The organism is Microbacterium sp. SA39 (assembly GCF_000967865.1).
In the GTDB taxonomy this organism is placed as follows: Bacteria; Actinomycetota; Actinomycetes; order Actinomycetales; family Microbacteriaceae; genus Microbacterium.
In genome coordinates this window covers 138,308-161,376 of record NZ_JXRU01000037.1, presented here as the reverse complement: position 1 = coordinate 161,376, position 23,069 = coordinate 138,308, and the positions used below count along the sequence as shown (strand labels likewise).

Annotated in this window: 24 protein-coding genes; 14 read left to right on the top strand and 10 right to left on the bottom strand. The window is 68.1% G+C overall.

What is annotated here, in order from left to right:
• Positions 1–124 precede the first annotated feature (124 nt).
• The 3 genes from RS85_RS14205 to RS85_RS14195 are packed head-to-tail and all read right to left on the bottom strand — an operon-like array spanning position 125 to position 3,274.
• Positions 125–1,483 (bottom strand): phenylacetate--CoA ligase family protein, encoded by a 1,359-nt coding sequence (locus RS85_RS14205; protein WP_046014103.1) that lies wholly within the window; start codon positions 1,481–1,483, stop codon positions 125–127.
• Positions 1,480–2,538, bottom strand: a complete 1,059-nt coding sequence (locus RS85_RS14200; protein ID WP_046014102.1) for a hypothetical protein — start codon at positions 2,536–2,538, stop codon at positions 1,480–1,482. The genes RS85_RS14205 and RS85_RS14200 overlap by 4 nt, the downstream gene beginning before the upstream one ends.
• Complete coding sequence (locus RS85_RS14195; protein WP_200894845.1) at positions 2,531–3,274, bottom strand: CDP-alcohol phosphatidyltransferase family protein; 744 nt, start codon at positions 3,272–3,274, stop codon at positions 2,531–2,533. The genes RS85_RS14200 and RS85_RS14195 overlap by 8 nt, the downstream gene beginning before the upstream one ends.
• A gap of 98 nt (positions 3,275–3,372) precedes the next feature.
• Between RS85_RS14195 and RS85_RS14190 the strand changes: the two genes are divergently transcribed.
• The 6 genes from RS85_RS14190 (at position 3,373) to RS85_RS14165 (ending at position 9,672) form a co-directional block, all read left to right on the top strand.
• Positions 3,373–4,305, top strand: a complete 933-nt coding sequence (locus tag RS85_RS14190; protein ID WP_046014101.1) for a glycosyltransferase family 2 protein — start codon at positions 3,373–3,375, stop codon at positions 4,303–4,305.
• 61 nt (positions 4,306–4,366) lie between these two features.
• On the top strand, positions 4,367–5,014 hold the full coding sequence (locus tag RS85_RS14185) for a hypothetical protein (RefSeq protein WP_046014100.1): 648 nt from the start codon (positions 4,367–4,369) through the stop codon (positions 5,012–5,014).
• A gap of 14 nt (positions 5,015–5,028) precedes the next feature.
• The gene (locus tag RS85_RS14180; RefSeq protein WP_046014099.1) at positions 5,029–6,285 is read left to right on the top strand and encodes a hypothetical protein; all 1,257 of its coding nucleotides are present in this window, start codon (positions 5,029–5,031) and stop codon (positions 6,283–6,285) included.
• A gap of 96 nt (positions 6,286–6,381) precedes the next feature.
• Positions 6,382–7,254 (top strand): glucose-1-phosphate thymidylyltransferase RfbA, encoded by an 873-nt coding sequence (gene rfbA, locus RS85_RS14175; protein WP_046014098.1) that lies wholly within the window; start codon positions 6,382–6,384, stop codon positions 7,252–7,254.
• A complete protein-coding gene (gene rfbB, locus RS85_RS14170; RefSeq protein WP_046014097.1) occupies positions 7,251–8,249 on the top strand; it encodes a dTDP-glucose 4,6-dehydratase in 999 nt (332 codons plus the stop codon). The genes rfbA and rfbB overlap by 4 nt, the downstream gene beginning before the upstream one ends.
• A gap of 7 nt (positions 8,250–8,256) precedes the next feature.
• A complete protein-coding gene (locus RS85_RS14165; RefSeq protein ID WP_046014096.1) occupies positions 8,257–9,672 on the top strand; it encodes a sugar nucleotide-binding protein in 1,416 nt (471 codons plus the stop codon).
• A gap of 4 nt (positions 9,673–9,676) precedes the next feature.
• On the opposite strand, the gene RS85_RS14160 is transcribed toward RS85_RS14165, so the two are convergent.
• Entirely contained in the window at positions 9,677–10,897 is a 1,221-nt protein-coding gene (locus RS85_RS14160) for a glycosyltransferase (protein ID WP_046014095.1), read from the bottom strand.
• Between the two features lie 119 nt (positions 10,898–11,016).
• Between RS85_RS14160 and RS85_RS14155 the strand changes: the two genes are divergently transcribed.
• The 6 genes from RS85_RS14155 to RS85_RS14130 all read left to right on the top strand — a co-directional run bounded on the left by RS85_RS14155 (position 11,017) and on the right by RS85_RS14130 (position 16,581).
• Positions 11,017–11,472 (top strand): adenylyltransferase/cytidyltransferase family protein, encoded by a 456-nt coding sequence (locus RS85_RS14155; protein WP_046014094.1) that lies wholly within the window; start codon positions 11,017–11,019, stop codon positions 11,470–11,472.
• Positions 11,473–11,543: 71 nt separating this feature from the next.
• Positions 11,544–12,038 (top strand): transporter substrate-binding domain-containing protein, encoded by a 495-nt coding sequence (locus RS85_RS14150; protein WP_235282448.1) that lies wholly within the window; start codon positions 11,544–11,546, stop codon positions 12,036–12,038.
• On the top strand, positions 12,035–13,012 hold the full coding sequence (locus RS85_RS14145) for a cation transporter (protein ID WP_046014093.1): 978 nt from the start codon (positions 12,035–12,037) through the stop codon (positions 13,010–13,012). Before RS85_RS14150 ends, RS85_RS14145 begins: the two co-directional genes overlap by 4 nt.
• A 48-nt stretch (positions 13,013–13,060) precedes the next feature.
• Positions 13,061–13,324, top strand: coding sequence for a glutaredoxin domain-containing protein (locus RS85_RS14140; protein ID WP_046014092.1), 264 nt, complete (start codon positions 13,061–13,063; stop codon positions 13,322–13,324).
• 28 nt (positions 13,325–13,352) lie between these two features.
• The gene (locus RS85_RS14135) at positions 13,353–14,741 is read left to right on the top strand and encodes an MFS transporter (RefSeq protein ID WP_046014091.1); all 1,389 of its coding nucleotides are present in this window, start codon (positions 13,353–13,355) and stop codon (positions 14,739–14,741) included.
• A gap of 28 nt (positions 14,742–14,769) precedes the next feature.
• Positions 14,770–16,581, top strand: a complete 1,812-nt coding sequence (locus RS85_RS14130) for an aldehyde dehydrogenase family protein (protein WP_082087635.1) — start codon at positions 14,770–14,772, stop codon at positions 16,579–16,581.
• A 31-nt stretch (positions 16,582–16,612) separates the two neighbouring features.
• Here the strand turns inward: RS85_RS14130 and pip are convergent, their stop codons facing one another.
• Together pip and ypfJ are read right to left on the bottom strand one after the other, a co-directional pair.
• Positions 16,613–17,605, bottom strand: a complete 993-nt coding sequence (gene pip, locus RS85_RS14125) for a prolyl aminopeptidase (protein ID WP_200894844.1) — start codon at positions 17,603–17,605, stop codon at positions 16,613–16,615.
• Between the two features lie 21 nt (positions 17,606–17,626).
• Complete coding sequence (ypfJ, locus tag RS85_RS14120; RefSeq protein WP_046014090.1) at positions 17,627–18,517, bottom strand: KPN_02809 family neutral zinc metallopeptidase; 891 nt, start codon at positions 18,515–18,517, stop codon at positions 17,627–17,629.
• A 52-nt stretch (positions 18,518–18,569) separates the two neighbouring features.
• Here ypfJ and RS85_RS14115 point away from each other — a divergent pair, with 52 nt between their 5' ends.
• On the top strand, positions 18,570–19,559 hold the full coding sequence (locus RS85_RS14115; protein ID WP_046014089.1) for a malate dehydrogenase: 990 nt from the start codon (positions 18,570–18,572) through the stop codon (positions 19,557–19,559).
• Between the two features lie 54 nt (positions 19,560–19,613).
• On the top strand, positions 19,614–20,084 hold the full coding sequence (locus RS85_RS14110; protein ID WP_052703582.1) for a dehydrogenase: 471 nt from the start codon (positions 19,614–19,616) through the stop codon (positions 20,082–20,084).
• Between the two features lie 21 nt (positions 20,085–20,105).
• Here the strand turns inward: RS85_RS14110 and RS85_RS14105 are convergent, their stop codons facing one another.
• The 4 genes from RS85_RS14105 to RS85_RS14090 form a co-directional block, all read right to left on the bottom strand.
• A complete protein-coding gene (locus RS85_RS14105) occupies positions 20,106–20,828 on the bottom strand; it encodes a hypothetical protein (RefSeq protein ID WP_046014222.1) in 723 nt (240 codons plus the stop codon).
• A 137-nt stretch (positions 20,829–20,965) separates the two neighbouring features.
• Positions 20,966–21,526: a GAD-like domain-containing protein gene (locus RS85_RS14100; protein WP_046014088.1), complete on the bottom strand. Its 561-nt coding sequence runs from the start codon at positions 21,524–21,526 to the stop codon at positions 20,966–20,968.
• 10 nt (positions 21,527–21,536) lie between these two features.
• Positions 21,537–22,181, bottom strand: a complete 645-nt coding sequence (locus RS85_RS14095; protein WP_052703581.1) for a polymorphic toxin type 15 domain-containing protein — start codon at positions 22,179–22,181, stop codon at positions 21,537–21,539.
• Positions 22,181–22,882, bottom strand: coding sequence for a WXG100-like domain-containing protein (locus tag RS85_RS14090; RefSeq protein WP_046014087.1), 702 nt, complete (start codon positions 22,880–22,882; stop codon positions 22,181–22,183). Before RS85_RS14090 ends, RS85_RS14095 begins: the two co-directional genes overlap by 1 nt.
• Between the last annotated feature and the right edge of the window lie 187 nt (positions 22,883–23,069).

Sequence of the window (23,069 nt, the reverse complement as noted above, 5' to 3'; positions counted from 1 at the left end):
CCCTCCAGCTAGCCCCCTCCGGGCGAGATGGTGTGCAGTATCGGTACGCACCGCCTACCCGGAGGGCGGCGGCCAGGGATCATTCTATACAGATGTTCGCGAAGATCGTTGTCAAACCGATATCTCAGTCGCTCGCGGGGGCAGAACCGTCCGCGGGAAGCGAGGTGACGGCACTGCGGATGAACCGCATCTTGCCCCCGATCTGCGGGATGCTGTCGACGCGTTCGACCGTCACGGGCACGATCCCCTTCGTCGCGAAACGCAGCTTCGCGGCTGCTGCATCGATGCCCGCCTGGGCGTCGGGCGCATCACTCAGGATGCACCGCAGAGTGACGGAATAGTCCGCGTCCTGGACGATCTCGAACTGCCGGATCGCAAGAGGGGAGTCGTCGAAGATATGGCCCAGCGCTCCCGCGATGGTGGTGCCGTCCGGCAGACGCACGGCGTCGGAGGAGCGGCCGGAGATCGCTCCCAGGCGCGGGAGCCCCCGCCCGCAGGCGCACGTCCCCGGGAGGAAACGGCTGATGTCCCCCAGGCGGTAGCGCACGACCGGGAAGACCCGGTTCGTCAGATCGCTCACGATGACCTCGCCCTCAACGTCGTCGGCGACGACCGAATCCTCGCTGTCGACGATCTCGATCCGACGGGCGTCGGCGAAGACGTGCAGGCCGCTCTGATGCGCGCATTCGCCCGCCATCCAGGGGATCTCCGCCGAGCGGTAGTGGTCGAAGCAGGGAGCGCCGAACGCCGTCTCGATCTCGGCGCGCGTACCCGCGGTGAGCGGTGCCGCCGTGACCGCGACAGCACGCGGAGGCGTGACGGTGAGCCCGAGCCTCTGCATCCGTCGCACCGTGTCGAGCACCCCGCCGCCGTAGCCGATGAGGAATCGCGGTCGCACCCGACTCCAGGCGCTCACGAACTCGGTCACGGCCTCATCGGTGATCTGGAATGCGTCGAGCTGCACCCGCCGTGACGGGAGCCATCCGAGGTCATGCCGGATTCGAGCGGCCCCGGTCAGCACGTGACGCGTGACGATCCCCCGGTCGTCCCACGGGTTCACACCCCACCACTGGAACAGGCGCCACTCGAGCGCGCGCGCAGGGAATCGCAGGTCGCGGAGCAGGTGAAGGGGAAGGCCGGTGCTTCCGCCGGTCTTGGACGTGACGCTGGTGCGATCATTCGCCTCATCGGTCCGGATCCGGTCGAAGTTCTCGCGCAGCATCGCCTTGTCGACGATCGGCAGGCTCGAGAACGAAGCCGGGTCGCGCAGGTCGGCGGCCGAGAAGCCATGCGACGAGTAGAGGTCGCGGTAGAACGGACTGCGCGCGAAGGCGAACTGCGCGTGCTCCGCCGAACGCCGTGCGGAGACCTCGGCGATGGCCTCCGGATCGAGGGCGTCCATCGCGAGGAACTCGCGGTACGCGTCGGTGCTGCTGCGGCCTCCGAGCGCGGTCTTCAGCCGGAACGCCGCCTCCCGCATCATGCTCCGACCGCCGTGGTTCCGCGCGGTCGGCGCCGACCCCTGCGGGCATGAAGCGCCGCACGATAGACGTTCGCGTGCGCCGCTCCGGCATCCACCCATTCGCGCCGGGAGAGATCGGGGCGGTCCGATGCGATCCGGCGCACCGCGGACAGCGCATCGACGAGACGTCGACCGTCGAGTTCGCCGTCGTACATCTGCACCCACTCGGCGCCGACCTCGGCGGCCAGAGCCTCGTTGGGCGCGTTGCGCGGAACCAGCACCGCCCGGTCGAGCGAGAGCGCAGCCAGCACACTGCCGGAATTATGCATGAAACGGTAGGCGAGCACGATGAGTTCACAGGAGGTGACGAGTTCGACGAGTTCCGCATCGCTCAGGAAGTCGAGCTGCAGGGTCACCCCGGGCAGATCCGCCACACGGGCGCGCAGATCGTCGGCCAGCTCCTTGCTGGATGCCTTGCCGCCGACGACCATGCTGATGCCGTCATCGATGGCCACGGCCTCGGCGTAGGCGTCGACGAAGCCCGACACGCCCTTGTACCGACGCACACCCCCGAACGTGCCGAGCCGACCCTTCATGGCCGCGGCCCCCGGCTCCGGCCGGTACCAGTCGCGGTAGTGACCGTGCAGGATCACCGTCTGCGCCGTCTCGGGCGTAAGCGGCGTGGTCTCGTTGAGCAGGATCCGATGGTCGGGCTGGCGGTCGATGCGACGCAGCAGCCAGAGTCGAGCCGCATTGTCGTCGGGCAGCTCGAGGTTGTGCACGGTGCGCACGACGGCGATACGTCGATCGACAGTATGGCGCAGCGCGAGCAGTGCGGCGAGCGCGTACTTGCCGACGGACGATACGGCGCTGCCACCGTGGAGCTTCACCTCGGGCCAGTGCCAGTGGAAGACGTCATAGCGGCCGAGGAGCGCCTCACGCCACGAGAATCGCAAGTGCTCGACCTCGGGGGAGGCGGCGAGCGCCTCATCGAGCATCGTGATGTACGGATTGGTCGTCACGCGCGGCGTCCCGAAGGACTGCATCACGCGGAGCGGACGGGTGGACTCAGGCATCGGCGCCCAATCCGCGGATCGAACGGTACCAGCGCACTGCGGCGAGGCACAGCATGAGCGCGTTGATGGCGGCGAGGGCGGTGTAGACGAAGACGAATCCGTCCTGCCACCACAGCAGCACGAACGCCAGGCTCAGGAAGCCGTAGTCGGTCGGGATCACCGCGATCGAGTAGAGCGAGCCGGAGCGCCAGGCCTCTCGCGGCGCCTCGGCAGTCTGGACGGGGGCCTGGAGGCGGTGGATGCGCCGCAGGAAGTCGGCGGCCATGATGCCGAAGAAGAAGGTGTTCGCGATCGCGGCGAACGCGAGTGGCACCAGCAGCCAGTGGTCCTCGATCTCGTAGAACCGGAACCAGCACACCAGCACGGCGAGGTGGATGGTGGCGAGTTTCAGCGAGTCGAAGAAGTGATCGAGCCACTCACCGGCGAGCGAACCGGTGCCGGTGAGCCGTGCGAGCTGGCCGTCGGCGGAGTCCAGGGCGTAGCCCAGCACGAGAAGGGCGGTCACCAGGATCGACGACCACAGCGTCGGGGCGAGCAGGGCGATCAGCACGACACCGGTCAGCGTGCACAGGGCGCTGACCATCGTCACCTGGGTCGGGGTCATCTTCAGCACGTAGGCGGTCGCCGCGAGGGGACGCCCGAGCGGTCGGTTGACGTAGCGCGAGTACGCCGCCGCGCCTTTCGACGACTTCTGCGCCTGCTTCAGCAGCGTCATGGCGGCACGGATCTCTGACACGACAAATCCCCCAGGCGGCGTCGAAATGTAGCCTTCACTATATCGACAGCATTCGCACCCCTGGAGGGCGGATCCGTCGCGATCTGGAAGGACCATCGATGAGCGAGTCACGAGTGCTGGGGATCATCGTCGTCAACTACGCGTCGTCCCGCCTTCTGCAGGAGAACCTGACGGCCACGGCCGCCGCCGTGCCCGATGCCCGGATCATCGTCGTCGACAACCTCTCCAGCCCCGAGGAACGGGTCAGAGTCGAGCACCTGTGTACCGGACAGGGGTGGCATCTTGTCGCGATGGCGGACAACGCCGGCTTCGGAGGAGGGGTCAACGCGGGCGCCGCGGTCGCCTTCGGAGAGCTCGGCGCCACCGACGTCCTGCTCCTGAATCCGGACGCGCATATCGACGCGCGCTCGACTCGCGCCCTCGCGGCAGCGACCCAGGACGGGATGACGCTGGCCTCCCCGCGCGTGGAGGACGCGCACGGACGAACCTGGTTCGCCGGCATGGACGTCTACCTCGACGACGGCTCGATGGGCGGTCCGCGGCGGCGACGGGAGCAGCCCGACGCCCGTCGGATGCCGTGGCTGAGCGGCGCCTGCCTGTGGGTTCCGCGCCCGCTGTGGGAGCGACTGGACGGATTCCACGACGACTACTTCCTCTACTGGGAGGACGTCGACATCTCGGTGCGTGCGAGCAGGGCCGGTGGCAGGCTCCTGGTCGTCGACGAGGCCGTCGCGGTGCACGACGAAGGCGGCACTCATCGCTCCGCACGACAGCGTGCAGAGGCGAAATCCGAGTTGTACTACTACTACAACATCCGCAATCGGCTGCTCTTCGCGGCGCTGCTGCTGGACCGGAAGGATGCCGAGGCGTGGTCGCGCAGCGCGGGGCGCAATGCCTGGCAGGTGCTGCTCCGTGGTGGGCGCCGTCAGTTCCTGCGTCCGATACCACCGCTGCGAGCCGCCTGGCGCGGCGTGCGCGACGGACGCCGCTTGATGACCTCGGCTCGTTCAGACCGCGAGGTCTCGGTCTAAACTCTGAGCACGCCCCTCGTCCAACGGGGCACCGCGCGGTATCGGTCATGGGGGTCATACGGTGGAAGCAGCCGAGGGGTCGGAACCCACACGTCGTCGGGCCTGGATCCCACTCACGATCCTGATCGTCGTCATCGCCCTGGCGGTCGCCGCCGCATTCGTCCTCCCGCCGCTGTTCTCGGGCAGCCCGGCGGGATCGCCGTCACCGTCGGCCACGCCGACTGTACCTCCGCGTGACATCGTGAGCCCCGACGCTCCGCGTCCCGCGCAGACGCCCACCCCCGCTCCGCTCGAGAGCGATGCTCCCTTCCCCGAGCTCTCCCCCGTCGCCCCCGACGAGACGATCGTCACGGACGACGGCATCGAGATCTCGCTCTCCAGCCTCCAGGCCGTGCAGGGCGAGGCGACCAGCGCCGGAGAGACCTCCGGCCCAGCGATCAGGGCGACCGTCCGCATCCTGAACGACGGCACGGAGCCGGTCGACCTCGAGTACATCGTCGTCAACGCCTATTCCGGCAAAGACCGTGCGCCGGCCGGCGCGTTGACCCAGCCCGGCGGAGCACCGTTCGAAGGCACTCTGGCTCCCGGCGATTCCGCGGAGGGCACGTATGTGTTCTCCATCGCGGAATCCGCTCGTGAAGACGTCACCCTCACCGTGGACTATCTGTTCGGCGCCAAGACCGCCGTGTTCCGCGGGGATCTCCGCTGATCCCGAGAGCCGACATGCTCCATCTGGAGAAGTACACCACCACGGCGATCATCGCGGCCGTTGCAGCCGCCGCATCCGCGTTCCGCTATCAACTCGGACCGGGTGTGAGCCTGTCGCTGCTCACCGCCGTGGCACTGCTTCCGGTGTGGTGGCCGACGATGAAGGAGTTCCGCTTCATCCGCCCGCTCCTCGCCCTTGCGGCGATCGCCGCCGTGTGGGGAGGCGTGCTGACGATCTTCGAGGGCACCCGCCCGACCTCCACATCGCTGATGCTCGAGCAGACGTTCACGCTCCTCTCGCTCGCCGGCGGAGTCGGCGTGCTGCTCTGGGCCCGCACTCTGCTGGGCATCGGCGCCACGGCCGTCGCGTTCGGCGTGGGGGCGCTGATGAACGTGGCGCTCACGGGCGGGAATTCCGCCAATCTGTGGAAGTACTCTCTCGCGGTTCCGGTGATCATCATCGTCCTCGGACTCGCTTCCACGAGCCGGAGGCGGTGGCTCGACGTCGTCTCACTGGGTGCTCTCGCCGTGGTCTGTCTGGCGTCTGATTCACGGTCGATGACCTCATTCCTGCTTCTCTCCGGCGTGATCGTGCTGTGGCAGATCTTCATGCCGCCCGGACAGCGGCGCCCGCGCCCGGTGCAGACGCTGGTGCTGCTGGCGGTGCTCAGCCTGGGGGCGTTCAGCATGCTGCAGGCCCTGATCCTCGAAGGCGCTCTCGGCGACGCGGCGCAGCAGCGCACTCAGGCGCAGATCGACGCCTCGGGTTCGCTGATCGCCGGAGGGCGCCCGGAACTCGGTGCTGCAACCGCACTGATCTCGCACCGCCCGCAGGGCTTCGGGAGCGGAGTCCTGCCGACCTCGCAGGACGTCTGGATCGCGAAGACAGGCATGAGCGAGTTGAACTACGACCCCGACAACGGCTACGTCGAGGGCTATATGTTCGGGCGACAGTACGAGGTCCACTCCGTGCTCGGAGACATGTGGTTGCGCTTCGGCCCGGTCGGAGCGCTCTTCTCCGTCATGCTCGTCGCGTGCGCGGTGTACGCGGTTGCCCGCAGCATCTCGCTCAAGGCGGCATCGGGACTCGCCGTCCTGCTGCTGCTCCTCGGCGCATGGGACACGTTCTTCAGTCCGCTGCTCACCTCCTCGCGCACCCTCGCTCTGCTGCTCGCGCTGACTGCGATCCCGATCGCGGAGATCGGACGTCGACGCAGGAATGATGCGAGTCGGCTCGTGCCCGCCTCGGCGCCTCCCGACCCGAACCGATAGAGTCGTCGGATACGGCTGTGGGGGTCGTGGACGGCAGGGGATGGCCGTCCGCTCTGTGACGCCACCACGGACATCGACGTTTTCACGAGGGGGATCATGAAGGGCATCATTCTTGCGGGTGGTTCAGGGACCCGGCTGCATCCGATCACGCTGGGCGTCTCGAAGCAGCTGATCCCGGTCTACGACAAGCCGATGGTGTACTACCCGCTGTCGACCCTGATGCTCGCCGGTATCCGCGACATCCTGATCATCACGACGCCGCACGACGCCGCGCACTTCGAGCGGCTGCTCGGTGACGGCTCGCAGTTCGGCATCTCGCTCACCTTCGCGCAGCAGGCCTCCCCCGACGGCCTCGCTCAGGCCTTCACGATCGGTGCGGACTTCATCGGCGACGACAGTGTCGCCCTCGTGCTCGGCGACAACCTGCTGTACGGCCCCGGTCTGGGTACGCAGCTCAAGCGCTTCGCCGACATCGACGGCGGCGCGGTCTTCGCCTACTGGGTCGCCGAGCCCGAGGCGTATGGCGTCGTCGCGTTCGACGCCGAGGGTCAGGCCGTCTCGCTCGAGGAGAAGCCGAAGAACCCGCAGAGCAACTACGCGGTGCCCGGTCTGTACTTCTTCGACAACGACGTCGTCGAGATCGCGCGCAACCTCCAGCCCAGTGCGCGCGGCGAATACGAGATCACCGACGTGAACCGCGAGTACCTCGAACGCGGCAAGCTGCAGGTCGAAGTGCTGCCGCGCGGCACGGCCTGGCTCGACACCGGAACGTTCGATCAGATGACGGATGCCGCCGACTACGTGCGCACGATGGAGCGCCGGACCGGCATGCGGATCGGCGTGCCGGAGGAGGTCGCGTGGCGGCAGGGCTTCCTGAACGACGACGAGCTGCGGGCCCGCGCCGAACTGCTCGTGAAGTCGGGCTACGGCTCGTACCTTCTGACGCTCCTGGAGAGGGGCCGCGCATGACCCGCCTGCTCGTGACCGGCGGCGCCGGCTTCATCGGATCCAACTTCGTGCACCACGTCGTCGCGCACACCGACGCTCACGTCACGGTGCTCGACAAGCTCACCTATGCGGGCAATCGCGCGTCGCTGGCCGGGCTCCCCGAGGATCGTGTGGAACTCGTCGAGGGCGACATCGCGGATGCCGGACTCGTCGACACCCTGTTCGCGAAGGCCGACGCGGTGGTGCACTACGCGGCCGAGTCGCACAACGACAACTCGCTGCACGACCCGCGTCCGTTCCTCGACACCAACATCATCGGCACGTACACGCTGCTCGAGGCCGCTCGCCGGCACGACCGCCGCCTCCACCACATTTCGACCGACGAGGTCTACGGCGACCTCGAGCTCGACGACCCGGAGCGCTTCACGGAGCAGACCCCGTACAACCCTTCGTCGCCGTACTCGTCGACGAAGGCCGGGAGCGATCTGCTCGTGCGCGCCTGGGTGCGATCGTTCGGGGTGCAGGCGACGATCTCGAACTGCTCGAACAACTACGGCCCGTACCAGCACGTCGAGAAGTTCATCCCCCGGCAGATCACGAACGTGATCCGCGGCATCCGTCCCAAGCTGTACGGCGCCGGGCAGAACGTGCGCGACTGGATCCACGCCGACGACCACTCGTCGGCAGTCCTGACAATTCTGGAGAAGGGTGCGATCGGCGAGACGTATCTGATCGGGGCCGACGGCGAGAAGGACAACAAGTCCGTCGTCGAGCTGATCCTCACGCAGATGGGCCTTCCGGCCGACGCGTACGACCACGTCACCGATCGCGCCGGCCACGACCTGCGGTACGCGATCGATTCGACGAAGCTCCGCACCGAGCTGGGCTGGTCGCCGCAGTACTCCGACTTCGAGTCGGGACTGGCGTCGACCATCGACTGGTACCGCGCGAACGAGGACTGGTGGGCGCCGTCGAAGGACGCCACCGAGTCGTTCTACGCCGCGAAGGGGCAGTGAGTCAGTGATGACCGACTTCGGCAAGACGCTCGCGGTGACCGAGACTCCCATCCCCGGTCTGCTGCTGGTCGAGCTGCCCGTGCACGGCGACTCCCGCGGCTGGTTCAAGGAGAACTGGCAGCGCGAGAAGATGGTCGCCGCCGGACTCCCCGACTTCCGTCCGGTGCAGAACAACGTCTCCTTCAACGACGCCGTCGGCACGACCCGCGGCATCCACGCCGAACCCTGGGACAAGTGGGTGTCGGTCGCGACCGGCCGGATCTTCGGCGCCTGGGTCGACCTGCGGGCCGGCGACACGTTCGGCGCGGTCTTCACGGCGGAGATCGACCCGTCACGCGCGATCCTGGTGCCCCGCGGCGTCGGCAACGCCTATCAGACGCTCGAGGCGGACACCGCGTACACCTACCTCGTGAACGACCACTGGTCGGCCGACGCGGAGTACTCGTTCCTCAACCTCGCCGACGAGACCGCCGCGATCGCCTGGCCGATCCTGCTGTCGGAGGTCGAGATCTCGGCAAAGGACCTCGCACATCCGCGCCTCGCCGATGTGACACCGATCGGGCCCCGGAAGACCCTGGTGGTCGGCGCGGCCGGCCAGCTCGGACTCGCTCTGCGCGAGACTCTGGGCGATGCCGACCACATCGAGTATGCGACCCGTGAGAAGTTCGATCTGCGCGACGACCCGGCGGGTGCCCGGCACTGGCGTGACTTCGGCACCATCATCAACGCCGCCGCCTACACCGCGGTCGACCTCGCCGAGACGGCGGACGGCCGCGCCGACGCGTGGGCGGCGAACGTGACCGGGGTCGCGGCGCTCGCCCGGGTGGCCACCGAGAACGGCATCACGCTCGTGCACGTCTCGAGCGATTACGTGTTCGACGGCACGAAGCAGGGGCCCTATTCGGAGACCGACCCGGCGCGCCCGCTCGGCGTGTACGGGCAGACCAAGGCGGCCGGCGACGCGATCGTCGCCACGGTGCCGCGGCACTACATCGTCCGCACCTCCTGGGTGATCGGCGAGGGGCGCAACTTCGTGCGCACCATGGCCTCGCTCGCCGAGCGCGGCAGCGCCCCCCGCGTGGTCGGAGACCAGATCGGACGTCTGACGTTCACCTCCGACCTCGCCTCCGCGATCCGGCACCTCGTGACGACGGCGGCGCCCTACGGCGTGTACAACGTGACCGGTGCCGGCGAGGCGCAGTCCTGGGCCGGCATCGCCCGTGCGGTGTACCGGCTCACGGGCCACGACCCTGCGGCGGTCAGCGATGTGACGACGGACGAGTACTTCGCAGGCCAGGAGGGTCCGATCGCCCCGCGCCCGCTCAACAGCGTGCTCGATCTCGGCCGGATCGAATCGACCGGCTGGACCCCGCGCGATGCGGGCGCCGCCCTCGCGGCTTATCTCTCGGCAGACGAGGACTGAGCGGCTAGAGCTCGCCCGGTTTCATCACCTCGACGTCGATCGCGCGGATCACACGCTGCGCGGCGGTGTCGACGGGCGGTTCGCCGACGCTGCCGTCGGACTTGCGCCGCCGTTCGGGCGCGTAGACCACGAGCGAGTGGAACAGGAATCGGGCGAAGAAGGCAACGATCAGCGAGAGGGCCGTGGCCAACACGCTGGAGATGTGCCAGGTCTCCACCATCAGCGCCATCACAGGGATGCGCAGGGCGGCCTCGACGTTGTTGAACGCGAACGACGTGGCGAAGCGGATGCCGAGCGCCCGGGCGTCCGTCCGCATGTCGGCGAACACGAACCGCTCCTGCAGCAGGAAGTTGCCGATGATCGTGACCTCGGCACCGATGATGGCGGCCCAGACGTAGGGCACGCCTGCCGAGGTCAGGCCCCACATGATCGCGAGGTTCGCCACGGCACCGATCAGGCCGATCAGGGCGAAGAGAGACATCTTGCCGAAGCGCAGGCGCGCGAGATGGGCGAGGAAGGTCGCCCCCTGCCGCATGCTGGCCTTGGAGCTGCCGTGCCGCCGTTCGCCGAACTCCATCGGCATCTCCGCGATGCGCAGGTCGGTGCGCGCCAGGATCTCGAGCAGGATCTTGAACCCCTGCGGCCGGAGCGCCGGGAGGTCGAGCCGGCTCCGGTCGACGAGGAAGAATCCGGTCATCGGGTCGGTGCTTCGGGCGAGGCGGATGGGGAACATCGCCCGGGTCAGCCAGGTCGCCGCGCGTGAGACGCCGAAGCGCACGGCCGTGCCGAGACCGCTGGTGTCACCGCCGCCGACATACCGCGAGGCTGCGACGACGTCGGCGTCGCCGACCGCGAACCGGTCGAGCAGGGCGGGCAGCAGCTCGGGCGGATGCTGCAGGTCGCCGTCCATCACGATGCAGACGTCGGATGCCGCGGCTTCCAGCCCCACGACCACGGCGCCGCCGAGGCCACCCGTGTTCTCGGCGCGATGCACCACGCGCACCGAGATCGGCGCGTCCGCGGCGACGCGGGCGATCTCGGCGGGAGTGTCATCGGTGCTGTCGTCGACGAACAGGATCTCGGCGTCGCGTCCCGCGAGCGCGGCGGCGGTGCGCGCCACGAGCTCGGCGACGTTTCCGCTCTCGTTGAAGGTCGGCACGATGACCGTGACGGCTGCCCCCACGTGCTCCCCCGCTTCTGCCTGCGCATGGTCTGCGGCATCCATCGTTTCATGGGTTTCTGTGGGTGAGGAACACGTTGCTGCTACACTCGAAGATCGCGGCTGTGGGAGTCGCACGGCGGATGGGGATCCGCCTTCTGGGGAAATACTGATCTGGGGAGATCATGGGGACGCGTATCGGCTATGCCGTTGGTGCTTTCGACCTGTTTCACGTCGGGCATCTGAACCTTCTTCGTCACGCCAAGCAGCAGTGCGACATTCTGATCGCCGGCGTCGTGAGCGACGAGATGCTGCGCCAGGTGAAGGGCATCGAGCCCGTCATCCCGACCGCGGAGCGAGCGGAGATCGTCAAGCACATCTCCTTCGTCGACGACGTCTACGTCGAGTCCACGCCGTCGAAGATGGACTCCTGGCGAGATGTGCAGTTCACGCACTTCTTCAAGGGCGACGACTGGCGCGGCACCGAGAAGGGCCTGCGTCTGGAGCAGGAGTTCGCCGAGGTGGGTGTCGAGGTCGTGTACTTCCCGTACACGGCCCACACGTCCAGCTCGTCGCTGCGCCGCGCGCTCGACGCGATCACCGCGGGCGCCGGAACGCCCGCGGCCGCGATGTCTCGCTGATCAGTTCACGACGCCCTGCAGGCGCGTCAACGCCTTTGCGAGCCGCAGGGCGCGCGGGGCACACTGAACTTGTGAAGACCTCGCCGCGCTCCCCTCGTCTCCCTCGAACGGCTCTCGTCATCGCGGCACTGGCGCTCTGCGGCACCCTCGCCGGCTGCGGACTCTCGATTCCCACAGACCCGGACGGCACCCTGGACGCGGTCACCGGGAGCGAGCTCCGCGTCGGCACCTCGCCGGACGGCGACCTCGTCGAGGTGAGAGACGGTGAGCCGTCCGGCAGCATCGTCGAACTCGTCGACGAGTTCGCCGACAGCATCCGGGCCGAAACAGACTGGACCGTCGCCTCCGAGGAGACCCTCGTCACGATGCTCGAGGCCGGTGACCTCGACCTCATCGCCGGCGGCATCACGGCCGACACCCCCTGGGTCGAGCGCGCCGGGGTGAGCCGCGGGTATCCGGGGATCGAAGGCGCGGATGGCCGCGAGATCGTCATGCTGGTGCCGCTCGGCGAGAACGCCTTCCTCTCCACCCTCGAGACCTTCCTGGACGAGGAGGTCGGCCGATGACGAAGACGAACCAGTTCGGACGGACGACCCTGCCGAAAGAGCAGGAACAAGCGATCCGGCGGGCGGTGCGGTGGGAGATCTTCACCATCGTCTACACCTCGATCACGATCGCCGTGATCGCTCTCGTGGTGGGCAACTCCCAGGCGATGCGCACGGCCTGGATCGAGGACATGCTCTCCCTGATCCCGCAGATCGCGTTCTTGACCGCCCTGATCTTCGTGCGGCGGCGCCCCACCCTGAAGCATCCGTACGGCCTGCACCGGGCGATGGGTGTCGGTCATCTCGTCGCCGGCGTCGCCCTGTTGGCGGTCGGGGTGAACCTGGCGGTCGAGGCCGTCACCGGCCTCATCGCCGCCGAGCATCCCACGATCGGAACCGTCGTGCTGTTCGGCCAGACGATCTGGCAGGGCTGGCTCATGGTCGGTGTGATGGCAGTCGTCATCATCGGCCCGGTGTTCTTCTACGGCCCGGCGAAGTCCAAGCTCGCACCCGTGCTTCACAACAAGCTGCTGTATGCCGACGCCGATATGGCCAAGGCCGACTGGCAGACGACCGTCGCCTCGATCGTCGGCGTGCTCGGGGTCGGTGCCGGAGTGTGGTGGCTCGACGGCGCCGCGGCCCTGTTCATCTCGCTCGGCATCATCTGGGACGGCTTCCGCAACACGAAGGCCGCGATCGTCGACCTCATGGATCAGCGCGCCCGCACCTACGACAGCAAGAAGGCGCATCCGCTCGCCGCCGAGATCGTCGCCTACCTCCGCGGGCTTCCCTGGGTGTCGGATGCCGCGGTGCGCATGCGCGACCAGGGCCAGGTCTTCCACATCGAGGCGTTCGTCGTGCCGCGACGACGGAAGGTCACCGTCCATGAGCTGACCGATACGGCCGAAGGCGTCGCGAGGCTCGATTGGAAGGTGCAGGACGTCGTGATCGTCCCGTCCGAGCGCCTCCCCGACGAGGCCGACACCGGTCGATGATTCCCCGGGCTCGGAGCCCACTCAGCTGAGCGGCCGTAGGCTGGAATCATGACTTCACCCTCCTCTGACACCCTCACGATGTTCGGCGCCGAATGGTGCAGCGACTGCCGCCGCACGAAGAAGCAGCTCGACACGCTCGGCGTCGAGTACACCTACGTCGACCTCGAGGCCGACCCCGCCGCGGCCGACGTCGCGAAGGAGATCTCGGGACGCATGAACATCCCGGTGGTGCTGTACCCCGACTCCTCGCACCACGTCGAGCCGTCGAACGCCGACGTCGAGTCGAAGCTGCGCGAACTCGCACTGATCTGATCGATCACCGCGCCGATACACTGGCGCGATGAGCACCGAGGCTCGACCCGAACGAGCATCCGTCCGGCTGTCGCCGCGAACGATCGCCCTGTATGCGATCGGCTCCGTCGGTACGGGCGGCTACGCCACCCTTCCCGGCCTCGTGCTGACGTACTTCCTGACCGACAATCTCGGTGTGGCCGCTCTCGCGGCGGGACTCATCGTCACGCTGGCGAAGATCTGGGACGTGGTCATCGACCCGCTGATCGGCGCCGCGTCCGACCGGCAGCTCGCGCGCACCGGCTCGCGGCGGGGCTTCATGATCACCGGCGCCGTGACGCTCCCGCTGTTCTTCGCACTCACCTTCGCGGTGCCGCCCTCCTGGGGTCCGATCACCGGCGCGATCTGCGTGCTGCTGGCCTTCCTCGCGACGGCGACCGCGTTCAGCCTGTTCCAGGTGCCGTACGTCGCCCTGCCCGCCGAGCTGACCGCCGGCTACGACGAGCGCACCCGTCTGCTCGGCTGGCGCGTGGTCGTGCTCACCGCATCGATCCTGCTCTTCGGCGCCGGAGGGCCCGCTCTGCGGAACGCCGGATCCGATCCGGTCCTCGGCTACCTGATCATGGGCATCGCGGCAGGTCTCGTGATCGGAATCGGCATGCTCATCGCCGCCCGGGTCGCCGGCGCGGCGAGACGCCCCGAGGCGTCGACCGCGGTCGCCCCGGCATCCGCCTGGCGCGATCAGTACCTCTCCGGCTTCCGGGCTCTGCGTCGCAGCCAGCCGTTCCGCGCCCTGCTCGGCACCTTCCTGCTGCAGGCTCTCGCGACGGGCACGATGCTCGCCGGCGCGCAGTACGTCGCGACCTGGGTGCTGGCCTCCGAGGATGCCGTCACGTTCGTCTTCGTCGCCCTCGTCGGCCCCGCCCTGCTCGCGACGCCCGCGTGGACGGTGATCGCGCGGCGGGTCGGCAAGGAACGGGCCTTCGCGATGGCCATCATCCTCTTCTGCGCGGCCGCGCTCACCATCGCCGCCGCCGTGTGGACGCCCGGAGCATGGATCTACGCCTCGGTCGCGGTCGCCGGCGTCGCGTACGCGGGACTGCAGTCGCTGCCGATGGCGATGCTGCCCGATGTGATCTCGTATGACGAGCGCGTGAGCGGGCCCGGTCGGGCCGGGACGTTCACCGGCATCTGGACCGCCGGCGAGACGGTCGGGTTCGCGCTCGGCGCGACCGCCGTGTCGCTGACGCTCGCGGCGACGGGTTACGTGTCGACGGTCGCCGGAGCTGCCGTGGAACAGCCGGATGCCGCGATCACCGGCATCGTGCTCAGCTTCAGCATCGTGCCGGCGGCACTCATGGCGGCGAGCCTGCTGACGCTCCGCCGCTACCGCCTGCGCCGGCACGACATCGATGTGGCCGCCCGCACCGGCGCATAAGCTGGGACCCCGTCCGAAGGAGACGCCGATGACTTCTGCGACCACGCCCGACGCCCCGACTGCCCCCGCGCCGCCGACGCCGAAAGCCGCGGCTCCCGCGCTCGACGAGGGCGTGCGCGAGCGGCTCGACGTCGCGATCGGCCACCTGCAGATCGGTGCGCGCACGTGGTCCGCGCTCACCGTCGGCCAGCGCGTCACACTGCTGCGGGCCGTGCGCACGAGCGTCGCCGCGGCGTCGGAGGACTGGGCGCAGACCGCGTCCGCATCCAAGGGCCTCGACGCGCGGCATCGGCTCGCAGGCGAGGAATGGCTGAGCGGGCCGTACAGCGTGCTCGGCGCGCTCGACGCGTACATCGAGACTCTCTCGCGCCTCGCCGCGGGGCGGAACGCGCTCGACGGCATCCGCCTCACCCGGGCACCGGGCGGCCGCACGCGCGTTCACGCGTTCCCGCTGACCGGCATTGATCGGTTCCTGCTCTCGGGATACACCGGTGAGGTCTGGATGGAGCCGGGCGTCACGCCGAACGCCGCACGCGCCGCCGCAGGGCTCGGGCAGCGCACCCCCGCCGACTCCGGCGGTGTGGGCCTCGTGCTCGGTGCCGGGAACATCACCTCGATCCCCGTCCTCGACGTCATGTACGAACTGCTCGCGCACAACCGCACCGCGCTGCTCAAGGTGAATCCCACGCAGGATGCTCTCGTGCCCGTGTACAAGCGGGCCCTCGCTCCGCTCATCGAACCGGGGTTCCTGCGCATCGTCCGCGGCGGTCCGGAGGTCGGCGCCCACCTCACCGCACACCCCGGCCTCGCGCACGTGCACATCACGGGTTCCGCCGCGACGTTCGACGCGATCGTCTGGGGTCCGTCGAAGGGCGCGGGAGCCGCGGCCACCGCGCGGCGACGGCGCGAGAACCACCCGCAGCTCAAGAAACCGATCACCGCGGAGCTCGGCGGCGTCTCGCCCATCATCATCGTGCCGGGACGGTGGACGGATGCCGATATCACCTACCACGCCGAGCACGTCGCGACCATGCGGCTGCAGAACTCCGGCCACAACTGCATCGCCGGGCAGGTCGTCATCCTGTCCTCCGACTGGGATCAGGCCGACGCCTTCCGCGCGGCGCTCCGGCGGGCCTTCGCCAACGCTCCCGAACGACCGATCTGGTACCCCGGCTCCTCCTCGAGGATGCAGGGCGCGGCCGACGAGTATCCGGACGCTCTCGTGCTCGGCGACCGGCTCCTCGTCGAGATCGAGGGGGACGACGACCCGGCAGCGCTGCAGACCACGGAGTACTTCGCTCCTGTCCTCGGCGTGGTGACGGTACCCGGTACAGGTCAGGCCTTCCTCGACGCCGCCGTGGCCCACGCCAACGAGAAGCTGCAGGGCACCCTGGGCGCGAACCTGCTGATCGACCCCGTCACCGAGAAGAAGCTCGGTGCGGGCTTCGAACGGGCGATCACCGCGCTGCGGTACGGCTCGATCGCGATCAACGGGTGGACCGCGTTCGGGTTCATCACGCCGACGCTGACCTGGGGCGCCTACCCGGGGAACACGATCGACGACGTCGGCAGCGGCATCGGCGTCGTGCACAACGCCCTGCTGCTGGACCGGGTCGAGCGCTCCGTGATCCGCGGCCCGTTCCGTCCGTTCCCGAGGTGGATCGTTGGCTCCCTGAGCCTGTCGAAGGGCGGCGGCGGCCGCGTGACCATCCTGCCGAAGCCGCCGTGGTTCGTCTCGGCACGCACCGGCGCCGCGGTCAGCGAGGGCCTTACGCGCTACCGCGCGAACGGGGGCGTTCTCGGCCTCGTGAAGACGCTGATGAAGGCGCTACGCGCCTGACGCCTTATCCGGTCGTTGACGTTTCGTCTCGCTACGCTCGCTCAACGACCGTTTGTGGTGTGGCGAACCGGTCGGTCGCGGCGCGCAGTGCCTGCTGGATGCCGGGCTCCGCGGCCGAATGTCCTGCGCCGTCGACCACGACGAACTCCGCCTCCGGCCAGGCGCGGTGCAGATCCCACGCGGTCATCATCGGGGTGCAGACGTCCAAGCGGCCCTGCACGATGACCGCGGGGATGTGGTGGATGGCGTCCACCCCGGCGATCAGCTGACCTTCTTCCCACCAGCCGCGGTGCACGAAGAAGTGGTTCTCGATTCGCGCGAATGCGGTCGCCTTCGCGGGGTCCGCCATCGCGGCGATCTGCTCGGCATCCGGCAGCAGGTTCACCGTCGATGCTTCCCAGGTCGTCCAGGCCACGGCGGCCGGCACGTGCACGGCCGGGTCCGGATCGAAGAGCCGACGGTCGTAGGCCTCGATCATGCGGGAGCGCTCCAGCACCGGGATCGGGGCGATGAACTCCTCCCACAGGTCCGGGAACATCGCGGCAGCGCCGCCCTCGTAGAACCACTCGAGTTCTTCTCGTCGCAGGGTGAAGATCCCGCGGAGCACCAGTTCGGTGACGGCATCCGGATGCGCCTGCGCGTACGCGAGCGCGAGCGCACTCCCCCAGGAACCGCCGAACACCTGCCACGCCGCGATGCCGAGGTTCTTGCGCAGCAGCTCGAGGTCGGCGATCAGATGGAAGGTCGTGAGGAAGCGGAAGTCCGCGTCCGGCGCGCTGGCGTGCGGGGTGCTGCGACCGCAGCCGCGCTGGTCGAGCAGCACGATGCGGTAGACGGCAGGGTCGAAGAAACGCCGCTGCCACGGCGATGTCCCGCTGCCCGGCCCGCCGTGCAGGAACACGACCGGCTTGCCCTCGGGGTTGCCACTGACCTCCCAGTACACGCGGTGGCCGTCGCCGACGAGCAGCTCGCCCGTCTCGTACGGCTCGATCGGCGGATACAGCGCATCCAGGTTCATCGTCATCGACCTCCCCCGTTATCGGTGCTACGGATCCAGCTGATCGCCGGGGAGGGTGAGAGGCTGCTCGCAGACGCCGAGTCCGTTCTGGTACCCCTCGGCGAACCAGCGCTGACGCTGCTCGCTGGTGCCGTGCGTGAAGCTCTCCGGGTTGACGGTTCCGGACGACTGCTCCTGGATGTTGTCGTCACCGACCGTGAAGGCCGCGTTCAAGGCGTCGATTCGCTGCTCTTCAGTCGTCGGCTGGAGGTACGGAACGCCGTTGTCGTCTTCCTGCTCCGAGATACGGCCGATCCATGCGCCGGCGTAGCAGTCGGCTTGGAGCTCCACTCGCACACCGTTGCTGTCGGGGCCGGTGCCGTTGTTCGGATACCGCTCCATCACGCCGGTGATGGACTGGATGTGGTGACCCCACTCGTGGCCGACGATGTACAGCTGGGCGAGGTTGCCGGCGGATGCTCCGAACTGCTGCTGCATGAGCTGGAAGAACGTCGGGTCGATGTAGACGGTCTGGTCAGGGGGGCAATAGAAGGGACCGACCGCGTTGGATGCCGTGCCGCACGCCGTGTTCGTGGCACCGTCGACGACGATCAGCTGCGGGGCGCCGTAGTTCTCCACCTTCTCGCCCCAGTACTCGTCGAGCGCGAGCTGCGCACCCGCCATGCGGCAGTCGACATTCTCGTTCGCGTCCTGCCCGGTGTCGCAGTTCTCGATCACCGAGCCACCCGCGGGCTCACTGCCCCCGCCGGGCGCCGTGCCACCGCCGAACAGGCCGGAGAGGTCGATGCCGAGCAACGGACCGGCGATCAGCGCGATGATGCCGAGCACGCCCACGGCGCCACCGCCGGCGATGGCGGTGTTGCGTCCGCGTCGACGCGTGGTGTTGTTCGAGAGGTCGGCGTCGGGGTTGAAGGTCATGCGTCGAGGGTACTCCGAGCGACGGGAGGGCAACGGACGTAGGCTCGAAGACATGACGACGACGATCACCATCACGGGCGCGGGCGGGCAGATCGGCTACGCGCTGCTGTTCCGCATCGCGGCCGGCGACCTGCTGGGCCCGGAGGAGAAGGTCAGGCTGCGACTGCTGGAGATCCCGCAGGGACTCGCGGCCGCGGAGGGTGCGGCGCTCGAGCTGCAGGACGGCGCCTTCGGGCTGCTGCAGCACGTCGAGGTGACGGATGACCCGGCGGTCGGATTCGACGGTGCGGATCTCGCGCTGCTCGTCGGTGCGCGACCACGCGGACCCGGAATGGAGCGCGCCGACCTGCTCGCGGCGAACGCCGGGATCTTCGGCCCCCAGGGCGCCGCGATCGCCGCCAACGCGGCATCCGACGTGCGCGTCACCGTCGTCGGAAACCCGGCCAACACCAACGCGCTGATCGCCGCCGCATCCGCCGACGGCGTGTCCGCCGAGCGCTTCACCGCGCTCACGAGGCTGGATGAGAACCGTGCGCGCGCACAGCTCGCCCTCGCGCTCGCCGCTCCGGTCGACACGGTCCGGCGCGTACCGATCTGGGGCAACCACTCGGCGACCCAGTTCCCCGACATCTCGCACGCCACGGTCGGGGGTCGGCCGGTGCACGAGGCGCTCGAACAGATCGTCGGAGACGTGCCGGCCTGGCTCGCGGACACCTTCATCCCCCGCGTCGCGAAGCGCGGTGCCGAGATCATCGAGGTGCGCGGTTCGTCGTCGGTAGCCTCCGCCGCGAATGCGGCGATAGACCACGTGCGCGACTGGGTCCACGGCACCGACGACTGGACGTCGGCCGGCGTCGTCTCGCACGGCGAATACGGCGTACCGGAGGGGCTCATCTCGTCCTTCCCGGTGCGTTCTGTGGACGGCGAATGGCAGATCGTGGAGGGGCTGGAGCTGAGCGATTGGGCTCGCGCCCGCATCGACGCGTCGGTCGCCGAGCTCGTCGACGAGCGCGAGGCGGTGCGATCGCTCGGCATGCTCTGAGACTGGTCACCGCGAGGCGCCGGATCAGGGCAGAATGGATGCCGGAGGTGCGCGATGACCGAGACGATTGAGCCCATGAAGACAGCGGCGTCGGTCGACGACGTGCTCACCAGCCCGTTGCACCTGCCGCACGCCGCCGCCGAGTGCCCGAAGTGCTTCACCGAGCTGCAGCAGAACCGCGACTGGTGGCTCGCCCGCCCGGTCGGTTCGCGTCTGGTGGGCCTCGTCGTCTCCCGCGAGGGGATGCCGTCGGTGACCGAGCAGCGCGAAGATCTGACCCGCTTCGGCGTGCCGATCGAGGGGTTCCGCCATCCGGCGCCCGACATCCTCGAGAGCTGGAGCGATCGGCTCGGCCGACTCATCGCCACGCTGAACGTCGGTGACGTGCTGGTCGTCGCGAACATCCACGCCCTCGGACGCGACGCCGAGGAAGGCCGGCGCACGGCCGCTGAGCTGCGCCGTCACGGCATCATCGTCAAGGTGCTGAGCCACGACGCTCGCCACCTCGCCGACGCGACGCGCTGAGCGGAGCCTGAGCCGGCCGGTTCAGTCGCCGTCGGAGTCGCTCTGACTCCGCAGCGCCTCGTCGTCGAGCAGCGGCAGGTCGGCACGGGTCACGACCTGCGAGGTGACCGCGTACTCGACCAGACGCGCGCGCCGGTTGGTCGCCAGCTTGCCGGCACCACCGCGGAGGCCCTGCACTCCCATGCGGTCGAGCTTGTCGCACACGTTGTCGAGCTTGCGGTTGAACTTGCTCATCGTCCACCCGAGACGCTTGGCCGCATCGCTCGATGACGGCAGCTCGTTCATGCTCACGCCCTCGCGGCGCAGCATCGGCTCGGCAAGCGCCACGATCAGCTGCTTCTGCAGCGGCGTGAAGCTGGCCGGCATCACGGTGGTCTCGCCGCTCATCTGCGCCTCGACCTGGCGGGACACGTCGTACGGCGCCTGCTCGGTGTGCAGACTCAGCTCATAGGTGAACGGGCCGGCCGTGAACACGATGACACTGCGCTCGAAGACGAGGGGCATGCGCGCACCCGGCGAGAGCCAGGACTGCACCGCACCGCCGGCGCTGGAGATCGTCGCGGCCAGCCGCACCCCGATGTTGGCGAGCCACCACAGCCCGTCACGGTGCTGCAGCTCGAGGAAATGGCGGTGCAGATAGGGGTTGTCGTCGATCTCGAGGTCGCCCTCGCGTCCGACGATGAACGGTCGATCGGTCGGCAGGTCGTGCCACTCGCCGGCGAACTCGAGGCGCAACGGTGCGATCCCCCTCGCCTCCGTCGTGTCGACAGCTTCCAGCTCCGTTGTGGCATTCACATCAGTCACGAAAGGACCCCCCACGCAACATCTTGCCACGGCGAGTCTGAATCTCGCGACGGGCTGGATGGTTCCCGAACAGCCGTTCAGTGCCCGATGACGCCCTGGAGGTCTACAGCGACCTGGATCGAGGCGATGGTCTCCCGCTTGTGCAGGTTCTCGACCTTCTCCTGACCACCCAACGACAGCAGGGGGACGAAGATGAACGACTGCTCGTACGGCAGCTCGCCGTGCGCCGCGACCGCCTTCGGGAAGATGTCCCACTTCAGCGTTCTCGACAGGTGCTTGGCTCCGCCTGCACGAGTCAGTGTGAGGAACGTCTTCAGCGAACCCAGACCCGTCGTGTCGCCGAGCCGGTAAAGGATGCCGGTGACACCAGGGCGGCTGGGCTCCCAGGTGATCAGGTCCCCGAGGCCGGTGACCATGATCGGGATCGCTATCCCGTCGCCCTGGGTCTTGCCGATGCAGTCCCCCACCTCGGCCTCGTAGAGCTTCGGGTCGATGACCCGCAGGAAACCGTCCGCGAAGGTTCCGTACCCGTACTGCTCCCAGATCTCCACGAGCTCGTCGGGAACGCGGCCGCGGTAGTCCTCGACTATCTCCGCCGGAACCGGCGCGTGCACCACGAAATCAGCGATCTCAACCATGCTATTCAACCTAACGGAGGATGACGTTGATGTTGACGTTGTTCAGGTCGACGCCGGGGTTGGCGTTCACGAAATCGATGATCGCCGTGTCGATGTCACCCACTCGCGACCTCCACTGGGAACCCAGCGAGGAGTTGATCCGCGTGTCGCCTACCCGCGGGACATCCGTGACGTCTCCACCCGCGATTCCATCAAGTCGGTGCAGTGCAGCCTGAGTGGTCATCCATCGCTCCGCGACCTCGGTGGCCTGATCGAAGTCCATGTCGTCGTTCTCGATGAGTTCGGCGATCCGGTTCTGGAGCGCGTCCTCTCGGGCATCCTGCTGCGCCCGGAGCGAGTCGGACGTGCGGCCGTTATTCAAGTACTCGATGCGATTCCGCAGCCAGTCGGCCGCCGACATGCTCTGCAGGGTGTCCATCTGCTCGTTATATTGGCTGTTGTACTCGGTCGAGTCATGCTTCGGATTCCTCTTGAAGCGTTTGAGACTCACGTCGATCGAGCTTTCGAAGCGGTCGTTGCCCCTGACCTGCCGGACCACGCTCTCGAGGTGGTCGTTCATGTTGTCGGTCACCTGGTGCAGCCTGTCCCTGGCGTGCACGCCGCCTTTGAGTGCGGCCTGCTTCAGCTCGCGGATGATCGGTTTGATCGCACTCATCAGTCATCTCCTCCGAAGTCCAGCGCCGAGAACTCCGAGAAGAAGTTCGACGTCAGTGTCTGGATGTCCGCGCCGTGCACTTTCATGGTGGACTGCGCCTCTTCCAGTGCCTGCAGATCGGTGTAGAACTCATCCGAGTCTCCGATCTGCCCCTCCACCATCGGCGCATCGAGGATCGCGTCGATCACGGCGGGAAGCTGCTCTGCGAGCGGCTCGATCGCCATCGGCGCCAGCTGGTTGAGCAGTTGCTCGACGGCGATGTCGACCGCTGCATTGAGCAGCTTCTTCTTGATCAGCAGCATCGGGCCCGCGCCGGCCGCCGTGATGGGATTCGTGAGCATCGCGACCAGGGTGATCAACGTCGACGACACATCGACGATGACCTTCATCTTCAAGGCGAAGATCGCATCCGCTCCGATGTCCATCGCGGTCGCCGCCGGCGGCATGATGTCGATCAGCTGCTGCAGGTTCTGCGAACGATTGGCGTTCCAGGCGCTCATCGTGGCGGGCCCGGTCTGGCCCCGCATCGCTCCGGCGAGGTCGCCGTTGACCTTGCGATCCACGGCCTGGATCACATCCTCCAGATCCGACCCGAAGTTCCGCACCAGAGTGGCGCCCTGACGAACCTCGTCCTCATCGATATCCGGCCACTCGAAACCCAGCTTCTCCATCACCCAGACAAGCTCATTCGGCAACATCATTCCCACAGCGACACCTCCTGCACAGACTGTACGTGGCCGTCACTCATCCACACCATGGGTAGCGTTGCCCGCGATGGAGGACAGTACCAGACCGACCATCCGCATGGATCGCCGCGATCGTCTCCCGCATACCGAGGTTCCCAACCGAAGTGACGCCGTGTCGCGCGATGGGTGGATCAGCCCACCG